Origin of the sequence: Mycobacterium europaeum (genome assembly GCF_034555895.2) — a bacterium.
Classification (GTDB): domain Bacteria; phylum Actinomycetota; class Actinomycetes; order Mycobacteriales; family Mycobacteriaceae; genus Mycobacterium; species Mycobacterium europaeum.
This window is the reverse complement of the sequence record NZ_CP157315.1, coordinates 4,303,293-4,327,152: the sequence shown is the minus strand read 5'-3', so window position 1 is coordinate 4,327,152 and position 23,860 is coordinate 4,303,293. Positions and strand designations below refer to the sequence as shown.

General features: G+C 71.0%; 22 protein-coding genes. 16 read left to right on the top strand and 6 right to left on the bottom strand.

All coding sequences use genetic code 11. The features are described 5' to 3' along the window. Positions 1-111 precede the first annotated feature (111 nt). The 11 genes from eccA (at position 112) to eccE (ending at position 14,770) form a co-directional block, all read left to right on the top strand. Entirely contained in the window at positions 112-1,965 is a 1,854-nt protein-coding gene (gene eccA, locus U8D42_RS19965) for a type VII secretion AAA-ATPase EccA (protein ID WP_322858808.1), read from the top strand. Continuing rightward, on the top strand, positions 1,962-3,581 hold the full coding sequence (gene eccB / locus U8D42_RS19960) for a type VII secretion protein EccB (RefSeq protein WP_085241800.1): 1,620 nt from the start codon (positions 1,962-1,964) through the stop codon (positions 3,579-3,581). Before eccA ends, eccB begins: the two co-directional genes overlap by 4 nt. Further along, positions 3,578-7,552 carry a type VII secretion protein EccCa gene (eccCa, locus tag U8D42_RS19955; RefSeq protein ID WP_322858488.1) on the top strand — a complete coding sequence of 1,325 codons (3,975 nt, stop codon included), beginning with the start codon at positions 3,578-3,580 and terminating at the stop codon, positions 7,550-7,552. Before eccB ends, eccCa begins: the two co-directional genes overlap by 4 nt. 10 nt (positions 7,553-7,562) lie before the next feature. Further along, positions 7,563-7,871: a PE family protein gene (locus U8D42_RS19950; RefSeq protein WP_085241798.1), complete on the top strand. Its 309-nt coding sequence runs from the start codon at positions 7,563-7,565 to the stop codon at positions 7,869-7,871. A 2-nt stretch (positions 7,872-7,873) separates the two neighbouring features. Next, on the top strand, positions 7,874-9,352 hold the full coding sequence (locus U8D42_RS19945; RefSeq protein WP_322858489.1) for a PPE domain-containing protein: 1,479 nt from the start codon (positions 7,874-7,876) through the stop codon (positions 9,350-9,352). Between the two features lie 62 nt (positions 9,353-9,414). Continuing rightward, positions 9,415-9,708 (top strand): type VII secretion system protein EsxG, encoded by a 294-nt coding sequence (gene esxG, locus U8D42_RS19940; protein ID WP_085241797.1) that lies wholly within the window; start codon positions 9,415-9,417, stop codon positions 9,706-9,708. Between the two features lie 41 nt (positions 9,709-9,749). Then, complete coding sequence (locus U8D42_RS19935; protein ID WP_007172528.1) at positions 9,750-10,040, top strand: WXG100 family type VII secretion target; 291 nt, start codon at positions 9,750-9,752, stop codon at positions 10,038-10,040. A 10-nt stretch (positions 10,041-10,050) separates the two neighbouring features. After that, the gene (locus U8D42_RS19930) at positions 10,051-10,920 is read left to right on the top strand and encodes an ESX secretion-associated protein EspG (protein WP_322858490.1); all 870 of its coding nucleotides are present in this window, start codon (positions 10,051-10,053) and stop codon (positions 10,918-10,920) included. 66 nt (positions 10,921-10,986) lie between these two features. Beyond that, positions 10,987-12,405: a type VII secretion integral membrane protein EccD gene (eccD, locus tag U8D42_RS19925; protein WP_322858809.1), complete on the top strand. Its 1,419-nt coding sequence runs from the start codon at positions 10,987-10,989 to the stop codon at positions 12,403-12,405. Further along, the gene (gene mycP / locus U8D42_RS19920) at positions 12,402-13,796 is read left to right on the top strand and encodes a type VII secretion-associated serine protease mycosin (RefSeq protein WP_322858491.1); all 1,395 of its coding nucleotides are present in this window, start codon (positions 12,402-12,404) and stop codon (positions 13,794-13,796) included. Before eccD ends, mycP begins: the two co-directional genes overlap by 4 nt. Next, entirely contained in the window at positions 13,793-14,770 is a 978-nt protein-coding gene (gene eccE / locus U8D42_RS19915) for a type VII secretion protein EccE (protein WP_322858492.1), read from the top strand. Before mycP ends, eccE begins: the two co-directional genes overlap by 4 nt. On the opposite strand, the gene U8D42_RS19910 is transcribed toward eccE, so the two are convergent. Further along, positions 14,760-15,980 carry an alpha/beta hydrolase family protein gene (locus tag U8D42_RS19910; protein ID WP_322858493.1) on the bottom strand — a complete coding sequence of 407 codons (1,221 nt, stop codon included), beginning with the start codon at positions 15,978-15,980 and terminating at the stop codon, positions 14,760-14,762. The two genes, eccE and U8D42_RS19910, sit on opposite strands and share 11 nt — an antisense overlap. An 82-nt stretch (positions 15,981-16,062) precedes the next feature. Between U8D42_RS19910 and U8D42_RS19905 the strand changes: the two genes are divergently transcribed. Continuing rightward, positions 16,063-16,848 (top strand): trans-aconitate 2-methyltransferase, encoded by a 786-nt coding sequence (locus U8D42_RS19905; RefSeq protein WP_322858494.1) that lies wholly within the window; start codon positions 16,063-16,065, stop codon positions 16,846-16,848. Here U8D42_RS19905 and U8D42_RS19900 read toward each other — a convergent pair. Together U8D42_RS19900 and bluB are read right to left on the bottom strand one after the other, a co-directional pair. Further along, on the bottom strand, positions 16,845-18,248 hold the full coding sequence (locus U8D42_RS19900; RefSeq protein ID WP_322858495.1) for a sulfatase family protein: 1,404 nt from the start codon (positions 18,246-18,248) through the stop codon (positions 16,845-16,847). The two genes, U8D42_RS19905 and U8D42_RS19900, sit on opposite strands and share 4 nt — an antisense overlap. Positions 18,249-18,287: 39 nt before the next feature. After that, positions 18,288-18,965 (bottom strand): 5,6-dimethylbenzimidazole synthase, encoded by a 678-nt coding sequence (gene bluB / locus U8D42_RS19895; RefSeq protein ID WP_322858496.1) that lies wholly within the window; start codon positions 18,963-18,965, stop codon positions 18,288-18,290. A 73-nt stretch (positions 18,966-19,038) separates the two neighbouring features. Here bluB and U8D42_RS19890 point away from each other — a divergent pair, with 73 nt between their 5' ends. Then, a complete protein-coding gene (locus tag U8D42_RS19890) occupies positions 19,039-19,323 on the top strand; it encodes a hypothetical protein (RefSeq protein ID WP_085241788.1) in 285 nt (94 codons plus the stop codon). On the opposite strand, the gene U8D42_RS19885 is transcribed toward U8D42_RS19890, so the two are convergent. After that, on the bottom strand, positions 19,307-19,789 hold the full coding sequence (locus U8D42_RS19885) for a hypothetical protein (RefSeq protein ID WP_322858497.1): 483 nt from the start codon (positions 19,787-19,789) through the stop codon (positions 19,307-19,309). The two genes, U8D42_RS19890 and U8D42_RS19885, sit on opposite strands and share 17 nt — an antisense overlap. 82 nt (positions 19,790-19,871) lie before the next feature. Here U8D42_RS19885 and U8D42_RS19880 point away from each other — a divergent pair, with 82 nt between their 5' ends. Then, the gene (locus tag U8D42_RS19880; RefSeq protein WP_322858498.1) at positions 19,872-20,549 is read left to right on the top strand and encodes a phosphatase PAP2 family protein; all 678 of its coding nucleotides are present in this window, start codon (positions 19,872-19,874) and stop codon (positions 20,547-20,549) included. Positions 20,550-20,608: 59 nt separating this feature from the next. Next, entirely contained in the window at positions 20,609-21,265 is a 657-nt protein-coding gene (locus U8D42_RS19875; RefSeq protein ID WP_322858499.1) for a L,D-transpeptidase family protein, read from the top strand. A gap of 4 nt (positions 21,266-21,269) precedes the next feature. Here the strand turns inward: U8D42_RS19875 and U8D42_RS19870 are convergent, their stop codons facing one another. Together U8D42_RS19870 and U8D42_RS19865 are read right to left on the bottom strand one after the other, a co-directional pair. After that, the gene (locus U8D42_RS19870; RefSeq protein ID WP_322858500.1) at positions 21,270-21,761 is read right to left on the bottom strand and encodes a nuclear transport factor 2 family protein; all 492 of its coding nucleotides are present in this window, start codon (positions 21,759-21,761) and stop codon (positions 21,270-21,272) included. Between the two features lie 105 nt (positions 21,762-21,866). Then, entirely contained in the window at positions 21,867-22,511 is a 645-nt protein-coding gene (locus U8D42_RS19865; RefSeq protein ID WP_322858501.1) for a TetR/AcrR family transcriptional regulator, read from the bottom strand. A 37-nt stretch (positions 22,512-22,548) separates the two neighbouring features. On the opposite strand from U8D42_RS19865, the gene U8D42_RS19860 reads away from it, so the two are divergent. After that, complete coding sequence (locus U8D42_RS19860; protein WP_322858502.1) at positions 22,549-23,772, top strand: hypothetical protein; 1,224 nt, start codon at positions 22,549-22,551, stop codon at positions 23,770-23,772. The last annotated feature ends 88 nt before the right edge of the window (positions 23,773-23,860 follow it).

Below are 23,860 nucleotides of genomic sequence, written 5' to 3'. Positions count from 1 at the left end.
GCTGTGGCGTGGTAACCCGGAAGGCCCTCGACGCCTCGACACTTAGCTTATGCAATGCTAACTTCAGGCGGGTTAGGTTAGGGGAGGCTACACAAATGGAAAGACGTGGCCGTGGAGTTCGGTGACACCGGCGTGCTGGCCGCTCAGCCCGTCAATGCTCGAGCCGAGGCGCGGGTCGACGGCGACGTCGTCAGCCGGTTCGCCACGTGCTGCCGTGCACTCGGCATCTCGGTGTACCAGCGGCAGCGACCGGCCGACCTGGCCGCCGCCCGCTCCGGGTTCACCGCGCTGACCCGCATCGCGCACGACCAGTGCGACGCCTGGACGGGGCTGGCGGCCGCCGGCGACGTGTCGCTGCGGGTGCTGGAGGCGGTGTCGCGGACCGCGGCGACGGCCGGCGCGTTGCAGCGCAGGGTGGACCTGGCGCCCGGCGCGCTGGGCTTTCGCTACGACGCCGGCCTGTATCTGCAGTTCCGCGCCGCCACCCCCGACGACTTCCACCTCGCCCACGCCGCGGCCCTGGGGACGGCAGGACGGTTCGCCGATGCCGACCGGATCGTCGCCGGCCTGACCGCGCGCCGCCCGAACTGGCAGGAGGCGCGCTGGGTCGCCGTCGTCGTCAACTACCGCGCCGAGCGGTGGTCGGACGTCGTCAAGTTGCTGACGCCGGTCGTCAACGACGCCGGTCTCGACGAGGCCTACGCGCACGCGGCCAGGATCGCGTTGGGCACCGCCCTGGCGCGGCTGGGCATGTTCGCCCCGGCGCTGTCCTATCTCGAGGAACCCGACGGTCCCGTCGCGGTGGCCGCGGTCGACGGGGCGCTGGCCAAGGCGCTGGTGTTGCGCGCGCACGTCGACGAGGAATCCGCGAGTGAAGTGCTGCAGGACCTCTACGCGGCCCATCCGGAAAACGAACAGATCGAAGAGGCCCTGTCCGACACCAGCTTCGGGATCGTGACCACCACCGCGGCCCGCATCGAGGCGCGCACCGACCCCTGGGACCCGGACACCGAGCCCAGCGCGGAGGACTTCGTCGACCCCGCGGCGCACGAACGCAAGTCCGTGCTGCTGCACGAGGCCGAACTCCAGCTCGCCGAGTTCATCGGCCTGGACGAGGTCAAGAACCAGGTGTCGCGGCTGAAGAGCTCGGTCGCCATGGAACTCGTGCGCAAGCAGCGCGGGCTGGCCGTCGCCCAGCGCGCCCACCACCTCGTCTTCGCCGGGCCGCCCGGCACCGGTAAGACCACCATCGCCCGCGTGGTCGCCAAGATTTATTGCGGGCTCGGGCTTTTGAAGCGGGAGAACATCCGGGAGGTGCACCGCGCCGACCTGATCGGCCAGCACATCGGCGAGACCGAGGCCAAGACCAACGCCATCATCGACAGCGCGCTCGACGGGGTGCTGTTCCTCGACGAGGCCTACGCCCTGGTGGCCACGGGCGCCAAGAACGACTTCGGGCTGGTGGCGATCGACACCCTGCTGGCGCGGATGGAGAACGACCGCGACCGGCTGGTGGTCATCATCGCCGGGTACCGGGCCGATCTCGACAAGTTCCTGGACACCAACGAGGGCCTGCGTTCCCGCTTCACCCGCAACATCGACTTCCCGTCCTACGCGCCGTCGGAGCTCGTCGAGATCGCGACCAAGATGGCCGAGCAGCGCGACAGCGTCTTCGAACCGGCCGCGCTCGACCACATGGAAGCGTTGTTCACCAGGCTGGCCACCGAGTCGACGCCGGACGCCAACGGAATCTCCCGGCGCAACCTCGACATCGCCGGCAACGGTCGATTCGTCCGCAACATCGTCGAACGCTCCGAGGAAGAACGCGAATTCCGGCTCGACCATTCGGATCACGCCGGGACCGGGGAATTCAGTGACGAGGAGCTGATGACGATCACCGACCAAGACGTCGAGAACTCGGTGGAGCCGTTGTTGCGCGGGCTCGGGCTGTCGGTGCCGGCATGACGACTCCTGAATCGGACGACCGCCGTTCGTTCGCGTCCCGAACCCCGGTCAACGACAATCCCGACCAGGTCGAGTATCGCCGCGGCTTCGTCACCCGCCACCAGGTCAGTGGCTGGCGGTTCGTGATGCGCCGCATCGCCTCCGGCATCGCCCTGCACGACACCCGGATGCTCGTCGACCCGCTGCGCACCCAGTCGCGCGCGGTGCTGATGGGCGTGGTGCTGCTGGCCACCGCGTTGGCGGGCTGCTTCGTGTTCTCGCTGATCCGGCCCAATGGGACGGTGGGCACCAACGCCGTGCTCGCCGACCGGTCGACCGCCGCCCTCTACGTGCGAGTGGGCGACCAGCTCCACCCGGTGCTCAACCTGACCTCGGCCCGGCTGATCGTCGGGAAGCCGGTCAACCCCGTCACGGTGAAAAGCGCTGAGCTGGACCGCTTTCCGCGCGGAAACCTGATCGGCATCCCGGGTGCGCCGGAGCGCATGGTGCAGAACACCACCCGCGACGCCAACTGGACGGTGTGCGACGGGATCGCCGGGACCGCGCGCGCCGTGCACAGCACCGGTGTCACGGTCATCGCCGGCCGGCCCGACAGCAGCGGTGCGCGGGCGGCCAGGCTCGACGCCAACCGGGCGATCCTGGTCGATTCGCCGACCGACAGGGGCGACACCACCTGGCTGCTCTGGGACGGCAGGCGCAGCCAGATCAACCTGGCCGACCACGCCGTCACGAACGCGCTCGGCCTGGGGCTGAACAACTCCGACATCCCCGCGCCGCGCCCCATCGCGCCGGGCCTGTTCAACGCGGTCCCCGAGGCGCCGGCGCTGACGGCGCCGGGCATCCCGAACGCCGGTGCGCCGGCCGGGTTCGCCGTGCCGGCCCCGATCGGGGCGGTCGTGGTTTCCTATGCGCTGGACCAGAACTCGGCGGGCGGCGCCCGCTACTACGCGGTGCTGCCGGACGGGCTGCAGCCCATCTCCCCGGTGCTCGCCGCGATCCTGCGCAACACCAACTCCTACGGGCTGGACCAACCGCCGCGGCTGGGCGCCGACGCCGTGGCCAAGCTGCCGGTGTCGCGGATGCTGGACACCTCCCGCTACCCCGACCAGCAGGTCACCCTCGTCGACGCGGCCACGGACCCCGTCACGTGCGCGTACTGGAGCAAGCCGGCCGGCGCCGCCACCAGCTCGCTGAGCCTGTTGGCCGGCTCGGCGCTGCCGGTGCCCGAATCGATCCACACCGTCGACCTGGTCGGCGCCTCCGCGCGGAACGGTTCGATCGCCGCCCGCGTCGCGTTGGCGCCGGGCACCGGCTACTTCGCCCAGACCGTCGCCGGCGGCGCCGGCGCGCCCGGCGCCGGTTCGTTGTTCTGGGTCTCCGACACCGGCGTCCGCTACGGCATCGACAACGAGGCCGAGAGCTCGGCCGCCGGGCGCGGCAAAACCGTTGAGGCCCTTGGCCTGAGTGAGCCGGCGGTGCCGGTCCCGTGGTCGGTGCTGGCACTGTTCGCGAGCGGCCCGGCGCTGTCGCGCGCCGACGCGCTGCTGGCGCACGACGGACTGCCGCCCGACAGCAGGCCCGGCCGCGTGGCATCAGCAGAGGGAGCGCCCCGATGAGCCGACTCATCTTCGAAGCCCGCCGCCGACTGGCGCCCCCGGTCACCCGCAAGGGCACCATCAACATCGAGGCGCCGCCCGAACTGCCGCGGGTCATCCCGCCGTCGTTCCTGCGCCGGGCGATGCCCTATGTGCTGGTGATCCTGATCGTCGGCATGGTCGTCGCGCTCTTCGCCACGGGCATGCGGCTGATCTCCCCACAAACGCTCTTCTTCCCGTTCGTGCTGCTGCTGGCCGCCACCGCGATGTACCGCGGCAACGACAGCAAGACCCGCACCGAGGAGGTCGACGCCGAACGCGCCGACTACCTGCGCTACCTGTCGGTGGTCCGCGACAACATCCGCACCGCCGCCGCCCAGCAGCGGGCGGCGGCCGAGTGGTCGCACCCGGAGCCGACGGCGCTGGCCAGCGTGGCGGGATCGCGCCGCCAGTGGGAGCGCGACCCGCACGACCCGGACTTCCTGGTGCTGCGCGCCGGCCGCCACCAGGTCCCCTTGACCACCGCGCTGCGGGTCAACGACACCGCCGACGAGATCGACCTGGAACCGGTGTCACACAGCGCGTTACGCAGCCTGCTCGACACCCACCGCATCGTGCGCGACGTGCCGACCGGCATCGACCTGACCAAGGTCTCGCGGATCACCGTGCTGGGTGAGGAGGACGACGCCAAGGCGGCGATGCGCGCCTGGATCGCCCAGGCGGTGACGTGGCACGACCCCACGGTGCTGGGCGTGGCGCTGGTCGCGCGCGACCTGGAGGCCCCGGACTGGTCCTGGCTGAAATGGCTTCCGCACGTTGACGTTCCGGGGGAGCTCGACGGCGTCGGGCCGGCCCGCCTGCTGACGACCAACCCCGACGAGCTGGTCCTGCTGCTCGGGCCCGCGTTCGTCGACCGCCCGGCATTCACCGGCGAGCCCGCCGACGCGCTGCGGCACCTGCTGATCGTGATCGACGACCCCGACTTCGACCTGAACACCTCGACGCTGGGGCTGGGCCGCGCGGGCGTCACCGTCGTGCACCGCGGCACCACGCCGCCGCACCGCGAGCAGTACTCGGATCCGGAGAAGCCGATCCTGCGCGTCATCGGCGAGGGCAGCCGAACGGGGGCCCTGGTGCGGTGGCAGACCGGCGGCTGGCAGCCCTACGTCGACGACGCCGACCGGCTCGGCGCCGACGAGGCCGCGCACCTGGCGCGCCAACTGTCGCGCTGGGACTCCAACCCGACTCACACCGGGTTGCGCTCGGCGGCCACCCGCGGCGCCAGCTTCACGACGCTGCTGGGCATCCCGGACGCCTCCCGGCTGGACGTGCCCACCCTGTGGGCGCCGCGCCGGCGCGAGGACGAGCTCCGCGTGCCCATCGGCGTCACCGCGACCGGCGAGCCGCTGTACTTCGACCTCAAGGACGAAGCCGAGGGCGGAATGGGGCCGCACGGCCTGATGATCGGCATGACGGGCTCCGGCAAGTCCCAGACCTTGATGTCGATCCTGTTGTCGCTGTTGACAACCCATTCGGCCGACCGGCTGATCGTGATCTACGCCGACTTCAAGGGGGAGGCCGGGGCCGACAGCTTCCGCCATTTCCCGCAGGTCGTCGCGGTGATCTCCAACATGGCCGAGAAGAAGTCGCTGGCCGACCGGTTCGCCGACACGCTGCGCGGCGAGGTGGCCCGCCGGGAAACGCTGCTCCGCGAGGCCGGGCGCCGCGTGCAGGGCAGCGCGTTCAATTCGGTGGTCGAGTACGAGGACGCGATCGCCGCGGGCCACGACCTGCCGCCCATCCCCACGCTGTTCGTGGTCGCCGACGAGTTCACCCTGATGCTGGCCGACCACCCGGAATACGCGGAGCTGTTCGATTACGTTGCGCGCAAGGGCCGCTCGTTCCGCATCCACATCCTGTTCGCGTCGCAGACGCTGGACGTGGGCAAGATCAAGGACATCGACAAGAACACCTCCTACCGCATCGGGTTGAAGGTGGCCAGTCCCAGCGTGTCCCGCCAGATCATCGGCGTGGAGGACGCCTACCACATCGAATCGGGCAAGGAACACAAGGGCGTGGGCTTCCTGGTGCCCGCCCCGGGCGCGACCCCGATCAAATTCCGCAGCACCTATGTCGACGGCATCTACGAGCCGCCGCAACGCGCGAGATCCTTTGTGGTGCAGGCCGCGCCGGAGCCCAAGCTGTTCACCGCCGGGCGGGTGGAGCCGGACCAGGACATCGTCATCCCGGTCACCGACGATGAGGACCTCACCGGGCCCCCGCGCAAGCTGATCGCCACCATCGGCGACCAGCTGGCCCGGTACGGCCCGAGGGCGCCGCAGTTGTGGCTGCCGCCGCTGGACGAGCCGATCCCGCTGACCGCGGTGCTGGCGCGGGCCGGGGTGCCGCAGCGCCAGTGGCAGTGGCCGCTCGGCGAGATCGACAAACCCTTCGAGATGCGCCGCGACCCACTGGTGTTCGACGCCACGTCGTCGGCCGGCAACGTGGTGATCCACGGCGGCCCCAAGTCCGGGAAATCGACCGCCCTGCAGACGTTCATCCTGTCGGCGGCCAGCCTGCACTCGCCCCGCGACGTCACGTTCTACTGCCTGGACTACGGCGGGGGCAAGCTGCGCGAGCTGGAAGACCTGGCGCACGTCGGCAGCGTCGCCTCCGCGCTGGAGCCCGAGCGCATCCGGCGCACCTTCGGCGAGCTGGAGCAGCTGCTGCTGTCGCGGCAGCGGCGCGAGATGTTCCGCGACTCCCGCGGCACCGCCCCCGACGACGGGTACGGCGAGGTGTTCCTGGTCATCGACAACCTCTACGCGTTCGGCCGGGACAACACCGACCAGTTCAACACCCGGAACCCGTTGCTGGCCAAGGTGACTGAGCTGGTCAACGTCGGGCTCGCCTACGGCATCCACGTCGTCATCACCACCCCGAGCTGGCTCGAGGTGCCGCTGGCCATGCGCGACGGCCTCGGCCTGCGCCTCGAGCTCAAGCTGCACGATCCGCGGGACAGCAATGTGCGCGTCGTCGGCGCGCTGCGGCGCCCCGCCGAGGCGGTGCCCCACGACCAGCCGGGCCGCGGGTTGACCATGGCCGCCGAGCACTTCCTGTTCGCCGCCCCGGAGTTGGACCAGATCGGCGCGCTCAACGCCCGCTACCCCGGCATGGCCGCGCCGCCGGTGCGGCTGCTGCCGACCAACCTCGCCCCCGACGCGGTCGGCGCCCTGTATCGCGGCCCGGAACAGGTGGTCATCGGGCAGCGGGAGGAGGACCTCGCGCCCGTCGTCGTCAACTTCGCCGACGAGCCGCTGCTGATGGTGTTCGGCGACAGCAAGTCCGGCAAAACCACCTTGCTGCGCCACATCATTCGCACCATCCGCGAGAACTCCACCGCCGACCGGGTGGCCTTCACCGTGCTGGATCGGCGGCTGCACCTGGTCGACGAGCCGTTGTTCGCCGACAACGAATACACCGCCAACGTCGACCGCGTCATCCCGGCGATGCTGGGCCTGGCCAGCATCATCGAATCGCGGCGTCCGCCGGCCGGGCTGACGCCCGCCGAGCTGGCCCGCTGGGCGCATACGGGTCACACCCACTACCTGATCATCGACGACGTGGACCAGATACCGGACTCCCCGGCGATGAGCGGCCCGTACATCGGGCAGCGGCCGTGGACCCCGCTGATCGGAATCCTCTCGCAGGCAGCCGATTTAGGGCTGCGGGTGATCGTGACGGCGCGCGCCACCGGATCCGGCCACGCCCTGATGACCAACCCGTTGCTGCGCCGCTTGAACGACTTGCAGGCGACCACGCTGATGCTGGCGGGCAACCCGCAGGACAGCGGCAAGATCCGGGGCCAGCGGTTCGGCCGGTTGCCGGCCGGGCGGGCGATCTTGTTGGGCGACAGCGACAGTCCGACCTATGTGCAGTTGGTCAACCCGTTGGTGGGTGAGGCCGCGATGTCCGGTGAAACGCAACAGTAAGGGGAGAGTCATGACGTTGCGAGTGGTTCCCGAGGGCCTGGCCGCGACCAGCGCCGCGGTCGAGGCGCTGACGGCGCGGCTGGCGGCCGCGCACGCGGCGGCCGCCCCGGCCATCACGGCGGTGGTCCCGCCGGCGGCGGATCCGGTGTCGCTGCAGACGGCCCTCGGGTTCAGTGCCCAGGGCCAGGAACACGCCGCCGTCGCCGCCCAGGGCGTCGAAGAGCTCGGCCGCGCCGGGGTGGGTGTCGGCGAAGCCGGCGCCAGCTATCTCGCCGGAGACGCCTCGGCCGCCGCGACGTACGGGTTCGCGGGCGCCTGACCATGACGTCCCCCGTTGCGCCCGTCTGGATGGCCTCGCCGCCCGAGGTGCATTCGACGCTGCTGAGCGCCGGTCCCGGACCGGGACCGCTGCTGGCGGCCGCCGGCGCGTGGAGCTCGCTGAGTGCCGAATACGCAACGGCGGCGGCCGAACTCACCGGGATGCTGGGGGAGACGCAGGCGGTTGCCTGGGAGGGGCCGGCCGCCGAGCAGTACGCGGCCGCGCATGGGCCCTATCTGGCGTGGCTGCAGCAGGCCAGCGCCGATAGCGCGGGCCTGGCCGCGCAGCACGAGGTCGCGGCGGCGGCGTACACCGCCGCCCTGGCGGCCATGCCGACGCTCGGCGAGCTGGCCGCCAATCACGCCGTCCACGGGGTGCTGGTGGCGACCAACTTCTTCGGCATCAACACGATTCCGATCGCGCTCAACGAAGCCGACTACGCGCGGATGTGGGCGCAGGCCGCCACCGTGATGGGCGCCTATCAGGCCACCTCGGGTGCGGCGCTCGCCTCCGCGCCGCGCAGCGCGCCGGCACCGTCCATCGTGCGGCCGGGCGGTGAGGCGAACAACGCCGTGCAGAGCTCGTCCGACCCCGCAAACGCGATCTCGGACTTCTTCAGGCAGCTGTCCCAGTTCCTGCAGGACTTCTTCCAGAACCTGTCGAGGATGCTGCAGGAGTCCTGGTCGAACCTGCCGGCGCTGCTGGCCGCCAACGGCCCGCTGCTGTTCTTCGTCGCCTACCAGGTGTTCTTCAACGCGGTCGGCTGGCCGACCTGGGGCGCGATCCTGACCGCACCCTTCCTCATTCCGCTGCTGCTCGGCATCGGCCTGAGTTCCTTGCTCACCACGCCGGCCGAGATCGCGCCGGTCGCGGCCGGGGCCGCGGCGACGCCGCTCGTCACGTCGACCAGGCCGGCGTCGCTGCTGCCGGCGGTCGCGCTGGCGCCCACGGTCGCGACCCCCGCCGGGGCCCCGGCCACGTCGGTCTCAGCGGGCTCGGCTGCGGCTCCCGCGCCGGCCCCGGCCCCCGCGCCGGGCACTCTTGCCTACCTGGTCGTGGTCGCCTACGGCGGTGACCCGGAGACCGGTGTCGGCCCGACGCTGGGGGGCCGCGGTGGCGCCAAGGCACCGGCGGCGACCATCCCGGCGGCCGGCGCGGCGTCCGCCAGCCGGGCCGAGGCGCGGGCGCGGCGGCGCAAGCGCGCCGCGATGCGCGACCACGCCGACGAGTTCGCGGACATGGATGCCGACTTCGGCGTTCCCCCCGACCACGCCGACGCCGTCGCGTCCGGGGCCGGGGCCGGCGCCCTGGGCTTCGCCGGCACGGCGCGCAAAGAGCACGCCTTCCGGGCGGCCGGACTGACCAAGCTCACCGACGGCGAGTTCGGCGGCGGCCCCAGGAGGCCGATGATGCCGGGCACCTGGGACCACGACACCGAGCACGACCCGGCGGGCCCGACCGAGCCGAGGGAAGGGGGGTAAGGCATCAGCGCGATGCCTGGCAGTCAGCGAAACCCCATGAGACCGAACAGAAAGGAAGCAGCATGAGCATGTTGGACGCTCACATTCCCCAGTTGGTGGCCGCGCAGTCGGCGTTCGGCGCCAAGGCGGCGTTGATGCGCAGCACCATCAGTCAGGCCGAGCAGGAAGCGATGTCGGCGCAGGCGTTCCACCAGGGCGAGGCCTCGGCGGCGTTCCAGGCCGCGCACGCGCGCTTCGTCGAGGCGGCCGCGCGGGTCAACACCCTGCTCGACATCGCACAGGCCAACCTCGGTGACGCCGCCGGCACCTACGTGGCCGCCGACGCGGCCGCCGCGTCCGGTTACACCGCCATCTGATCCCACCCCGCTAGCCGCCATCAACCGCGAAAGGACTTGTCATGTCCCAGATCATGTACAACTACCCGGCGATGTTGAGCCACGCCGCCGACATGTCGGGCTACGCCGGCACGCTGCAGGGCCTCGGTTCCGACATCGCCAGCGAGCAGGCCACGCTGTCCAACGCCTGGCAGGGTGACACCGGTATGACCTACCAGGCGTGGCAGGCCCAGTGGAACCAGGCGATGGAGAGCCTGGTGCGTGCCTACCAGGCGATGGCCAGCACCCACGAAGCCAACACCATGTCCATGCTCGCCCGCGACCAGGCCGAAGCCGCCAAATGGGGCGGCTAGTCCCGGTGCGATGAGCGCTGAGCCCAACGCCGTCGAGCTGACGGTCAATCACGCGTGGTTCATCGCGGAAACCATTGGGGCGGGCAGCTTCCCGTGGGTTCTGGCGATCACCTCGCCCTACACCGACGCCGCCCAGCGTCACGCGTTCGGAGAGCGTCAGCGCGACGAGCTGACCCGGATGGGTCTGGTGTCCGAGGGCGGGGTCGTCAACCCGGCGGTGGCCGACTGGATCAGGGTGGTGTGCTTTCCGGACCGATGGCTCGACCTGCGATACGTGGGCCCCGCCAAGGACGGCGGCGCCGGAGAGTTGCTGCGCGGCATCGTGGCGCAGCGCTCCGCCACCACCGCCAAGACGATCGTGGCGTTGCGCAGCGCACAGCTGATCACGTTCACCGCCATGGACATCGACGATCCGCGCGCGCTGGTCCCGGTCCTGGGCGTCGGTCTGGCGCAGCAACCACCGGCCCGATTCGACGAGTTCAGCATGCCGGCGCGGGTCGGCGCCCGGGCCGACGAACGGCTGCGTTCGGGCGCATCGCTCACCGAAGTCGTTGACTACCTGGGCATCCCGCAATCGGCGCGGCCGGTGGTGGAATCGGTGTTCACCGGTCCGCGCAGCTACGTCGAAATCGTCGCCGGCTGCCGCCGTGACGGCCGCCAGGCCACCACCGAGGTGGGGATGAGCATCGTCGACGCCGCGGCCGGACGGGTATTGGTGAGCCCGTCGCGCGCCTTCGACGGCGAGTGGGTGTCGACCTTCGCGCCCGGCACGCCCTTCGCGATCGCCGTCGCGATCGAACAGCTGACCGCGCTACTGCCGGAGTCGGACTGGTTCCCCGGCCACCGGTTGGCCCGAGACTTCACCGCCCAACACGCCTAACCCAGCAACAGAGAAGAGAGCAACGATGTTCCAGGAATCGAGGGACCGGTGACGTCCGGCGCCGTCATGCCGATCGTCCGCGTGGCAATCCTCGCGGACAGCAGGCTGACGGAGATGGCGTTGCCCGCCGAGTTGCCGCTGCGCGAGATCTTGCCCGCCGTCCAGCGGCTGGTGATTCCGGCGGCGTCGAACGGCGAGTCCGACGACACCGGCCGGGGAACCGCCGACGTCGGCGCGGCGATCCAGTTGAGCCTGGCGCCGATCGGCGGGGCGCCCTTCAGCCTGGACGCCAGCCTGGACACCGTGGGCGTCGTGGACGGCGACCTGCTGGCGCTGCAGCCGGTGCCCGTGGGACAGGCGGCGCCCGGCATCGTCGAGGACATCGCCGACGCCGCCATGATCTTCTCGACCTCCCGGCTGAAGCCCTGGGGCGCAACGCACATCCGGCGGGGGGCGCTGGCCGCGGTGATCGCCGTGGCGCTGCTGGCCACCGGCCTCTCGGTCGCCTACCGCGTCGCCACCGGCGCGCTGGCCGGGCTGGTCGCGGTCAGCGCGGTCGCGGCGGTGACCGCCATCGTCGGCCTGCTGGTCGCGGCCCGCTCGCCGCGCACCGGTATGGCGTGCTCCATCGCCGCGCTGGTGCCCATCGGCGCCGCGCTGGCGTTGGCGGTGCCCGGACGGTTCGGGCCGGCGCAGATCATGCTCGCCGCGGCCGGCGTCACCGCGTGGTCGCTGATCGCCTTGATGGTCCCCGGCGCCGAACGCGAGCGCGTCGTCGGCTTCTTCACCGCGACCGCGGTGCTGGGCGCGGGGGTGCTGCTGGCCGCGGGCGCCGAGGTGCTCTGGCACCTGCCGCCGCTTGCGATCGGCTGCGGCCTGATCGTCGCCGCCCTGATCGTCACCGTCGAGGCGGCCCCGCTCTCGGCGTTGTGGGCGCGCTTCCCGTTGCCGGTCATCCCGGCGCCCGGCGACCCCACGCCGTCGGCCCCCTCGCTGCGGGTGCTCGAGGATCTGCCGCGACGGGTGCGGATCAGCGACGCCCATCAGAACGGATTCATCGCCGCCGCAGTGCTGCTCAGCGTCCTGGGTTCGGTGGCGATCGCGCTGCGCCCCGAGGCCCTGAGCGGGGTGGGCTGGTACGTGGTGGGCGCCACGGCCGCGACGTCGGTGCTGCGCGCCCGGGTGTGGGATTCGGCCGCGTGCAAGGCGTGGCTGCTCGCGCAGCCCTACCTGGCCGGCGGCGTCCTGCTGGTGCTCTACACCGCGACCGGACGCTACGCCGCGGCCCTGGGCGCCGCGCTGGTCCTGACCGCGCTGGCCCTGGCGTGGGTCGTGGTGGCGCTCAACCCGCACATCGCTGAGCCGGAGAGCTATTCGCTGCCCGTGCGCCGGCTGACGGGCTTCGTCGCGGCCGGACTCGACGCGTCGCTCATCCCCGTCATGGCCTACCTCGTCGGCATCTTCACCTGGATACTCAATCGATGATTCGGTCCGGATCAGCTTGTCTCACAGCGGCATTGGCGGCCATGCTGTGGACGTGCCCGTCGGCGCTGGCCATCGAGGCGCCGAAGGTCGATCCGGGCGTGCCGCCGCCCAGCGGGGCCCCGGGCCCCGTGCAACCGATGGAGCAGCGTGGCCCGTGCAGCGTCTCCGGGGTCATCCCCGGCAGCGACCCCGCGGCCGTCACGCCCAGCCAGGCCACGCTGAATCTTCCCGGCGCGTGGCAATTCTCGCGCGGTGAGGGTCAACTGGTGGCGGTGCTGGACACCGGGGTGCGGCCCGGTCCGCGGCTGCCCAACGTCGACCCGGGCGGCGACTTCGTCGAGGCGACCGACGGCCTGACCGATTGCGACGGCCACGGCACCCTGGTGGCGGGCCTCATCGCCGGCCAGCCCGGGGACGACGGCTTCGCCGGGGTGGCGCCCGCGGCCCGGGTGGTGTCGATCAGGACGACGTCGGCGAAGTTCTCGCCGCGCACGCCCGGCGGCGACCCGCTGATGGCGCGGGCGTCCCTGGACGTCACGACGCTGGGCCGCGCCATCGTGCACGCCGCCGACCTCGGCGCCCGGGTGATCGACATCTCCACGCTCACCTGCCTGCCCGCCGACCGGCCCGTCGACCAGGCGGCGCTGGGGGCGGCGATCCGCTACGCGGCGGTGGAGAAGGACGCGGTGATCGTGGCCGCCGCGGGCAACACCGGCCCCACCGGATCGGTCGCCGGCGGGACGTCGTGTGAGTCCAACCCACTCACCGACCTGAGCCGCCCGGACGATCCGCGCAACTGGGCCGGCGTCACCTCGGTCTCCATCCCGTCGGTGTGGCAGCCGTACGTGCTGTCCGTGGGCTCCCTGACCCCGGACGGCCGGCCGTCGAAATTCACCATGGCCGGGCCGTGGGTGGGCATCGCGGCCCCCGGCGAACGCATCACGTCGATCGGCAACGGCGATGGCGGCGGCCTGGCCAACGGGCTGCCCGACGACCACCAGCAACAGGTTGCGCTGAGCGGCACCAGCTATGCGGCCGGTTACGTCGCCGGCGTCGCGGCGCTGGTCCGCAGCAAGTACCCCGACCTCACCGCCACCCAGGTGGTGCACCGCATCACCGCGACCGCGCACAACGGCGCGCGGGCACCGTCCAACGTCGTCGGCGCCGGCAGCGTGGACCCGGTGGCCGCCCTGACCTGGCAACTGCCCGCCGGCGACCCGCCCGCCGCCGCGGCGGTCAAGCCGGTCGCCGTTCCGCCGGCACCGGCGCCCAAGGACACCACCCCGCGGACCGTCGCGCTGATCGGAACCGCCGCGCTGGCCGTGCTCGTCGCGGTCGCGGGCGCGATCGCCGCCACCGCCACCCGCCGTCGAAAGGACCCCACCCCGTGAGCCTGCAGCGCTGGATACCCACCCCCGGACCCGGGCGCGTCACGCTGGCGCTGCTGGCGGTCATCCCCGCGGTGATGGCCTACCCCTGGCGGTCGTCGCGGGACTACTGGCTGCTCGGCATCGCCGCGGCCGTCGTGCTCGTGCTGTTCGGCTGCTGGCGCGGCTTGTATTTCACCACGCTGCTGCGACGCCGGCTGGCCATCGTGTCGCGCCGCGGCGCGGCCGCGCCGGAATCCCCCACCGCGACAACCGCGCTGCTGCGGGTCGGCGCGCCGGGCGGCGACGCCGACGCGCTGCCGCTGCCGCTGCTCGCCGGCTACCTGGACCGCTACGGCATCCGCGCGGACAAGATCCGGATCACCAGCCGCGACAACGCATCCGATGCGTCCCGGCGCGAGACGTGGATCGGGCTCACCATCTCGGCCGCCGACAACCTGGCCGCGCTGCGGGCCCGCTCCGCGCGCGTCCCCCTGCACGAGACCGCGCAGGTGGTCGCGCGCCGGCTGGCCGACCACCTGCGGGAGCTCGGCTGGGAGGTCACCGGCGTCGCTGCCGACGACGTCCCGCGGCTGCTCACCGCCAACGCCCGCGAGAGCTGGTCCGGGGTGCACCGCGGAGCTTCGGATTACCTTGCCGCATACCAGGTTCCGTTAAACGGGCAGTTGGCCGAAACCCTGCGGGCGATCCGCGCGCATCCGGCGCGCGAGACCTGCACGGCGCTCGAGATCGCCGGCGACGCAACCCGCAACACCGTGGCGGCCGCGTGCGCATTCCTCACCGACACCCCGCCCGGGCGGACCGCGCCGCCGGCCGGCCTGATCCCGCAGCGCGGCAACCACCGGCCGGCGCTTGCCGCGTTGGACCTGCTGTCCACGCAGCGCCTCGACGGGCACACCGATGCGCCGGCGGGCTTGCTGGCGGAGCTGGACTGGCCGACGGTGGGGGCGCCGGTCACCGAGACCGCTAGAACATGACGGTCTGCAGGAAAGCGGTCATTCGGCGCAGATAGTCCAGTTGGCTGACGTGCAGCACGTGGCTGCCCGGAAACCAGTGCAGCGCACAACGATCCCAGTGCTCCCACAGCTTGACGGCATGGTCCGGCGGTGCCATGCGATCACCGAGTCCGGTGATGATCATCCGGCGGTCCTTGTCCAGCAGCGGCCGATAGCTCAGCGGGCAGTGGTAGGACAGCCCGTCCGACAACTCCGCGCGGCTGATGCGGGACAGCCGCAGCCCCAGCCGCACGAGTTTGTTGGCCGGGAACCATTCGTCGAACAACGTCGCCGGTGTGACGACAGGACAGTTCGGGATCACGGCCTCGAGCCGGTCGTCGACCGAGGCCACCAGCGCCGAGGTGTAGCCGCCCAGCGAGATGCCGGTCAGCGCGATCCGGTCGACCCCGGTGCCGCGCAGGTAGTCGACGATGGACCGGAAGTCGTGCACGGCCTGGGCCATCGCCTCGGCGAAGCCACTCAGCCCGCCGGCGAAATAGCCGAAACCGCTGAACGGCGAGCATCTTTCGGCACGCCTGCCGTGAAACGGCAAGGTGTACATCAACACGTCGTAGCCGGACCGGTAGTACCAGGGCAGGGTGAACAACCGTCCGTTGGCCAGATACGACGACCCCATGAAGCCGTGGATGACACACAGCGTGGGGCGGGGCCCGTCGTTGTGGCGCCAGTGCTGCGCGCGCACGACGTTGTTGGACTTCCACGCGCTCCACTGTTCGCGCATTGCGGGGTTGACGGCGGTGAAGCCGCTTTGAAACGCGATGTTTTCCACCGTGCCGCCGGCGGCCCACTCGGTCAGCGGGCTGGCGCGCCGCGACGACACCCGCGGCGGCGCGGTGGGTGCGGGAAACGACTTGACCGGATCACGCTGCGCGCCCAGCTCGGCGTAGAAGTTCAGGTTGGCGCGCTCGGCGCGGGCGTTCGAGTGCCGCAGGGTGGAGGCGACCACGGCCGGCGCCACCGTCGCGGTGAGTAGCGACGACACCCAGGTGCGCAGCGCGAGGTCGCCCACGGCCGAGCCCTCGACTACCATGCGCTGGCGGGGGGACAACGCGGCGGCCGGGGGTAACCCGCCGACGTCGATCGGTACGTCTGCGCCCTGGAAGGCATCCTTGAAGGTTCCGGGGATGTCCGGAACGGGAATGGGCGGATCAATCGAAGTTTCGGGCGCCACGAACGCCGATGCTAACCGGGATGCGGTAATACGGTTGGGCTGTTCCGCCGATTGGCGACGTGCATCGATCAGGAGGACCGACATGTGGGATCCCGATGTCTACCTGGCCTTTGCGGACCATCGCAGCCGGCCCTTCTACGACCTGCTGTCCCGGGTGGGGGCGGAGCGTGCCCGGCGGGTCGTCGACCTCGGCTGCGGGCCCGGCCACCTGACCAAGTACCTGTCCCGGCGTTGGCCGGAAGCGGTGATCGAGGCCGTGGACACCTCGCCGGAAATGGTCGCCGCCGCAAAGGAACGCGGCATCGACGCCGTCGTCGGCGACCTGCGGGACTGGAAGCCCAAGCCCGACACCGACGTCGTGGTGAGCAACGCCGCCCTGCACTGGGTGCCCGAACACGCCGGCCTGCTGCTCCGGTGGGCGGACGAGCTGCCGGCCGGGTCGTGGATCGCCGTGCAGATCCCGGGCAACTTCGAGACGCCGTCACACGCCACCGTGCGCACCCTGGCCCGCCGGGAGCCCTACGCAAAAGTCATGCGGGACATCCCGTTTCGGGTCGGCGCAGTCGTACAGCCGCCGATCCAGTACGCCAACATGCTGCTGGACGCCGGATGCAAGGTCGACGTCTGGGAGACCACCTACCTGCACCAGCTGACCGGCGACAACCCGGTGCTGGAATGGATCACCGGGACGGCGCTGGTGCCGGTGCGCGAGCGGCTGAGCGCAGAAGACTGGGAGCGGTTCCGCGGGGAACTCATCCCGCTGCTCGACGACGCCTACCCGCCCCGGGCCGACGGGACGACGATCTTCCCGTTCCGCCGGGTGTTCATCGTCGCCGAGGTGGGCGGCTCCCAGCGCTCGGCGGGCTAACCGCTCGCCTGCTCCTCGATGCCGCGGTCCGCGGCGATCGCCGACCGGGCGGTCGGCTGCACCCGATGAATCTGCAGATACGTCTCGGTGTAACGCTCCACGATGCGGGTTCCGGCGAATTCCGACGGGATGACGTCGCCCGTCCGCTGCCGCCAATCATGAAGCCGCACGGCCAGATCCGCCGCGATCTCCCGGGCACCCGCGTCGTCTCCGGTCAGCAGGTTGGTGGTCTCGGCGGGGTCGGCGCGCAAGTCGTAGAGCTCGCGCTTCGGACGCGGGCCGGTGATCAGCGCTGCCACGGCGTGACCGGAGGGGCTTTCCTCGATGTCCAGCGGGAGGTCGAGCAGCGGCCGGGCCGCGTAGTTCTCGATGTAGCTGAATTCCTTGGTGCGAATCGCGCGGATCGGATCGAACGAGTCGTGATAGGTCTTCGTCGTGTACACGTGGTCTCTGACCGGCGCCGTGTCGGGGTCCGGCGCCAGCAGGGCGGGGCCGTGCGAGACCCCGTCGACATCCGGGGGAACGCCGAGACCGAGCAGGTCCAGCAGCGTCGGAAGCAGGTCCACGCCGCTGAACAGCTCGTCGTAGACGCGCGGGGCCAGGGCCCGGCCGGTGGGGGGCCGGATGATCATGCCGATGCCGGTTCCCGCGTCATAGAGCGTGGACTTGGCCCGGGGGAGAGCCGGGCCGTGGTCGGTGAAGAAGACGACCCACGTGGTGGCGTCCAGTCCCGTTTCGGCCAGCGTGTCCAGGAGCCGGCCGACGGCGGCATCGGCAGTGGCGATCGACCCGTAGAAACTGGCGAGGTCGCCGCGGACCTCGGGGGTGTCGGGCAGGTAGCCGGGCGGGTTGACCACCGCCGTGTCCGCCGGCTCATAGCGGTCCCGGGGATATGGCCGGTGCGTCTCGAAGAACCCGGCGGTGAGCAGGAACGGCTGGCCCCCGCGGTCTTCGGTGCCTTCACGCAGCCATTGGGAGGCCCTGTCGACCACGTAATCGCAGTACGAGTTGGACACGTCGAACTCGTCGAAGCCCAGCCGCTGCGGATACGACGTCTCGTGCTGCATACCGAAAAGCGCCGAATACCAACCCGCGTCGGTCAAGATCTGGGGGAGGGTGCGCACGCCGCTGCGGTATTCCCAGCCGTGGTGCGCCAGCCCGACCAGGCCGTTGGTCTGCGGGTAGCGCCCGGTGAACAGCGATCCGCGCGACGGGGAGCACAGCGGCGCGGTGGCGTGCGCCCGGGTGAACAGAATGCCCTCGGCGGCAAGGCGGTCCAGCCGGGGGCTGGACACGTCCGGGTGGCCGTAGACACCGAGATAGCGCCCCAGGTCGTGCCAGTGCACGATCAGCACGTTGTCCTGGCGGCCCGCCGCTTCGCCCGGCCCCAATTGCGTCACCCTCTCCAACTCGCCCCGCGACGGGCGACGATACCGCAGCTACTTGGGCGGATCCTGGGGGTACCGGTTCCAGCGGTTCTCGCAGACGAACTCCGACAACGGGCGGGCGACGGCCCAGCCGTCCAGCTCCAGCGCCGGCCGGTCGGGGAACTCGGGCACCGGGCCCAGACACAGGATGGCCACCGGCTCCGCCCCGGCGGGCATCTCGAGCAGGGCCGCCAACCGCTGCGGCTCGAACAACGAAACCCAGCCCATGCCAAGGCCTTCCGCGCGCGCCGCCAACCACAGGTTCTGGATCGCGCACGACACCGACGCCAGATCCATCCGCGGCAGCGTCCGCCGGCCGAACACGTGCTTTTCCCGGTCGTCGCCCAGCGCCACCACCAGCAGCTCGGCGCACTCGAGGATGCCCTCGACTTTCAGCGCGAGAAACTCCTCGCCCCGCTCGCCCAGCGCGGCCGCGGTGAGCGGGCGCTCTTCGTCGACGAGGGCGTGGATGCGCCGGCGCAGCGAGTCGTCGGTGATCCGGATGAACCGCCACGGTTGCATCAGGCCGACGCTGGGCGCCGCGTGGGCCGCCTGCAGCAGGCGTGCCAGCACGTCCTCGCCCACCACGCCGCCGGGCACGAACCGGCGCATGTCCCGCCGCTGGAACATCGCCCGGTAGACGGCACGGCGCTCCTGCGGGCTGAAGGCCTCGTCGCTCACGGGGCTCATCGTAGGAAATCCGCGTTAGCGTGAACCGTGTCCGCGGCACGGACCCGCCGAACACCCGAGAAAGGAGTGTTCCGTGAAGCCCTTCGACCTGCTCGACCAGCTGCCCACCGACCGCGCCGCCGGCCGCGTGTACGGCGAGCCCTATCAGACACCGGACGGCACCACCGTGATTCCCGTCGTCAGGCCGCGCGGTGTCTTCGTCATCCGCAACGGCCGGGCGTCCTGGGAGCCCGCCATCGACGCGAATCGAATCGCGCTGATCGGAGTGATCACCGGCCTGCTGGCCGCGGTGATCGGCAGCCTGGCGGTGCTGCGGCAGCCGCCCTGGCCGCGGATGACGATCACGGACTATAGGTGACGCCGACCGCGCGGAAGACGTAGTCGGGCGGCATGTCGAAGGCCAGCGACCGCCGCGGCAGGCCGCTGAGCACGTCGGCCGGAATGGCGGCCTTGTAGCGCAGCGACAGCTCGCCGCTGAACCTCGGGTCCACCCGCGAGACGTCGACGTCCACCCGCACACCGGTCGGCGATATCTCGACCCGCGCCGAGCCGGTCTGCGGCGCGTCCCAGCGCACGTCGACGGTCGGGCCCGCCAGCCGGGGCAACATGGACAGGGTGGCCAGCACCCGCTCGGAGGTGAACACCAGCGAACCCGTGTAGCTGGCGACGCTGTGCGGCACTCGCACCCCGGGAATGGTGCCGCGGAACCGCCGGGTCACCGCGACATAGTCGGCCAAAAAGATCAGTCCCTCGGCCTTGACCTGCGCGTACACGTTGTCGGGCAGCTTGCCGATGCCGAACAACCTCCGGACGAAGACGGCCATGACGCCAGTATGGACCCGGTCGGCTGACCCGCTGGTCGGGCCGCCCGATCCCCGGCGCGGCGCGGCTGGTATCGGTGGGGTCATGACCCGTTCGCGGACCCTTGCGGCCCTGTGCATCGCGCTGACCGCCGCGCTGATCTACGCCCTGATGTGGGTGGGTTACGCGCAGGACTGGCACTGGCAGCAGCGCATGGACTGGTCGCTGCTTAACGCCGCGCACGACCGCGCCGTCAAACACCCGTTCTGGGTGCGGTTCTGGGCGGACGTCTCCTTCGCGCTGGGGCCGCTTCCGTTGCGCGTGCTGGGCACGGTGGTGGCGGCGGCCGCCCTGATCGTGCGCCGGGTGCGGGCGGGGCTGTTGCTGTTGGCCTGCGCGCCGCTGAGCGGGCTGGTGACGGTGGCGGCGAAGAAGCTGGCGGACCGGCCGCGCCCGCCGACCATGCTGGCGGTCGCGGCCGAGACCTCCTTCCCGTCCGGGCACGCGCTGGAGGTGACGGCCGCGCTCTGCGCCGCGCTGTCCCTGGCGTTGCCGGCGATGAGCCGGGCGGTGCGCGGCGTCGCGGTGGCGCTGGTCGGGCTGAGCGTGCTGGCGGTGGGGATCTCCCGGGTGGCGCTGAACGTGCACTACCCGTCCGACGTGCTGGCCGGCTGGTCGCTGGGCTACCTGTATTTCCTGGTGTGCTTCACCGTGATTCGGCCTCCGGACGCGACCCGCTCCCGAAATGCCTGCGAGCCCGGCGATTTGATCACGGCCCGGTGACCCAACCGGGGCCGAACCTTTACTTGACCTTGCGCTGCGGGGGTCTGACGATTGAGGTCATGCGCCGACTGCTCGCTTCGCTGGCCGCTTCGGCGTGCGCACTGTTCGCGTCGCTGGCCCTCGCGCCGCTCGCCGCCGCGGCCGGCGCCCCCTGGTTCGCCAACTCCGTCGGCAATGCGACGCAGGTGGTCTCGGTGATGAGCACCGGCGGATCGAACGCGACGATGGACATCTATCAGCGCACGGCCGCCGGCTGGCAGGCGCTGCGGACCGGCATTCCCACCCACGTCGGTTCGGCGGGCATGGCGCCGCAGGCCAAGAGCGGGGTGCCGGCCACCCCGATGGGGGTCTACACCCTGGACTCCGCGTTCGGCACCGCGCCCAATCCCGGTACCGGGCTGCCCTATACGCAGGTGGGGTCCAACCACTGGTGGAGCGGGGACGACCACAGCCCCACCTTCAACTCCATGCAGGTGTGCCAGAAGGCGCAGTGCCCGTTCAACACCGCCGAGAGCGAGAACCTGCAGATCCCGCAGTACAAGCACGCGGTGGTGATGGGCGTCAACAAGAACAAGACCCCGGGCGGCGGCGCTGCCTTCTTCTTCCACACCACCGACGGGAAGCCCACCGAGGGATGCGTCGCGGTCGACGACGCTCAGCTGGTGTCGATCATGAAGTGGCTGCGGCCCGGCGCGGTGATCGCCATCACCAAGTAGCGGGTCAGCCGGCGTCGGTGGCCAGCGCGCGGCCGGGTTTGACCTGAAAGTTCATGCCTTCCAACGACATTGTGGCGTCGTAGGTCCTGTCGTAGCCCGTCCCGGCGATCTTCCAGCCGGCGTCGGTGCGCCGGTAGGTGTCACGGTAGAACGCGGCGCCGATCAGCATGAAGTTGAGGTCGGCGACGATCACCCGGTCCTGCAGATACCAACTGCCCGTGGCGGTGTCGCCGGTCACGGTGATGTCCGGATGGGTCACCCGGTGCTCGGTGATGACGTTCGCGGGCAGCGACGTGCGCATGTACTCCACCAGGTCGTCACGGTTGGTGAAGTGCAGCTCGTTGCCCAGCGACGGCCCGTAGTCGGCCTTGATGTCTTCGGCGAGGGTGTCGGCGAAGTCGTCCCAGTGCTTGGTGTCCAGCGCGCGCAGATACCGGTACTTGACCTGCTTGATGGCTTCGATGGCGGCGAGATCGTCGAGGCTGAGGGTGCTCATTGGGTCATTGCAGCACACGCCCACGCGCCGCCCGCGCCCGCATGGGAGCGCCGGTCGCCGAGACGTCAACCACGGTCGAAGTGTGCGGCGTGTCGGGTGCGTGGTTCAAGTGTCGCGGTGGCCCTGACCGTCGGAGAGGTGGCGGGTGACCATCTCGATCAGAGCGCGTCGTTCCAGGCTCCAGTCGATCGCCGTACCGGTGACCATCTGCGCCAGCACCACACCCCGCAGCGTCGCCCAGATGACCTCGGGCACACCGGCGTTCGCCGGATCATCGGTGATGAGCCGGCCCAGCTGGCCGATCGCGGCGTTCATCTCCAGCAGATGCCGCCGCGGCGACTCGCCCGGCCCGCCGCGGGTGGCCCGCAGGATCTCGAACGCCGCCGTCGACGTCGGGCTGCTGTAGCAGCTCCACGCGGTGTCGACGACCACCCCGATCCGCTCGCGCAGGGGCAGCTCACTGACGTCGGCCGACGACAGGCTCTCGATCAGCCGGTCCACCCCGTCGTCCACCACGGCCATCAGCAGGCCGTTGCGGTCGCCGAAGTGGTACTGGATGACCCCCCATGTCACGCCCGCGCGTTCGGCCACGTGTTTGGCGGTGGCCGCGGCGAAACCTTCCTCGGTGATGCAGCGGACCGTCTCGTCGATGATTTTCGCGCGTGTGTCGTCGCCGCGCTTGCGCGGCGCGCTGGTGCGCCGAGTGGGGCCAACGGAGCTCCCGGGCGCCTGACCTGGGGCAATGGACATTGTTGACTTTATAACATAGTCATGCCTATTTTTGGGCGTGAGCCGATCCCGATATGCGCGGTTGACGCGCGAGCAGTTGGCCGTGCTGGTTCCCGAACTCCTCCTGATCGGGCAGCTGATCGACCGCTCCGGCATGGCGTGGTGCATCAGCGCCTTCGGCCGCGACGAGATGGTGCAGATCGCCATCGAGGAGTGGGCGGGCGCCAGCCCGATCTACACCCGGCGCATGCAGGAAGCGCTCAACTTCACCGGCGACGACGTGCCGACCATCTTCAAGGGGCTGCAGCTCGACATCGGCGCCCCACCGCAATTCATGGACTTTCGCTACACCGTCCACGACCGCTGGCACGGCGAATTCCAGCTCGACCACTGCGGCGCGCTGCTCGACGTGGAACCGATGGGGGACAAGTACGTCTTCGGGATGTGCCACACCATCGAGGACCCCACCTTCGACGCCACCGCGGTGGCGACCAACGCGCGCGCCCAGGTCCGCCCCATCCACCGGCCGCCGCGGACGCCGAAGGACCGGCATCCGCACTGCGCGTGGACGGTCATCATCGACGAGTCCTATCCCGAGGCCCAGAGCATTCCCGCGCTGGATATCGTTCGCGAAACCCGGGCCGCGACTTGGGAACTCGATCCGATCGACCGCTCGGACGAGGGCAAGGCGGACTACTCCGGCCCGTTGCTGTCCGACTTCGACTTCGCCGGCTTCTCGCATTCGGCGCTGGTCCGGATGGCCGACGAGGTCTGCCTGCAGATGCACCTGCTCTACCTGTCGTTCGCCATCGCGGTGCGGGCGCGCGCCGCCGACGAGGCGCAGGCCGTGTCGGTGTGCACCCAGGGCCTGACCGGCATCGCGGGCGTGGCCGCCGAGCGCATTCACCGCGCGCTGGGGCTGCCGGGCGGTGTCGAGGGGGTGCTGCAGGTGCTCGAACTGCACCCCCTGCTGAACCCCGCGGGCTATGTCCGCGCGGAAACGGCCGACCGGCTCGTCGTGCACCGCTCGCCGGCCCATGACGACGCCGCCTGGATCGCGCTGTGCTCACCCGAAGCCACCCAACCGCTGCAGGCGATCGCCACCGCCGTCGACCCGCGCATCGAGGTTCGGGTCAGCGGCACCGACACCGACTGGACCGCCGAACTGGTCGAAACCGACACCGCCGCGGCGGAACTGCCCGAGGTGTCGGTAACGAAGGTCAGTGGCGGAGCGACATTCCAGTTCGAGCCCAGGCGGTCGCTCCCGCTGACCGTGGTGTAGGCACCCGCGCGAATTTGTCAAGGGGCCGCCGGTACCACTTCGGTGACGAGGTGGCATCGACCGGATACCGATGACGTTGCAAGCCATC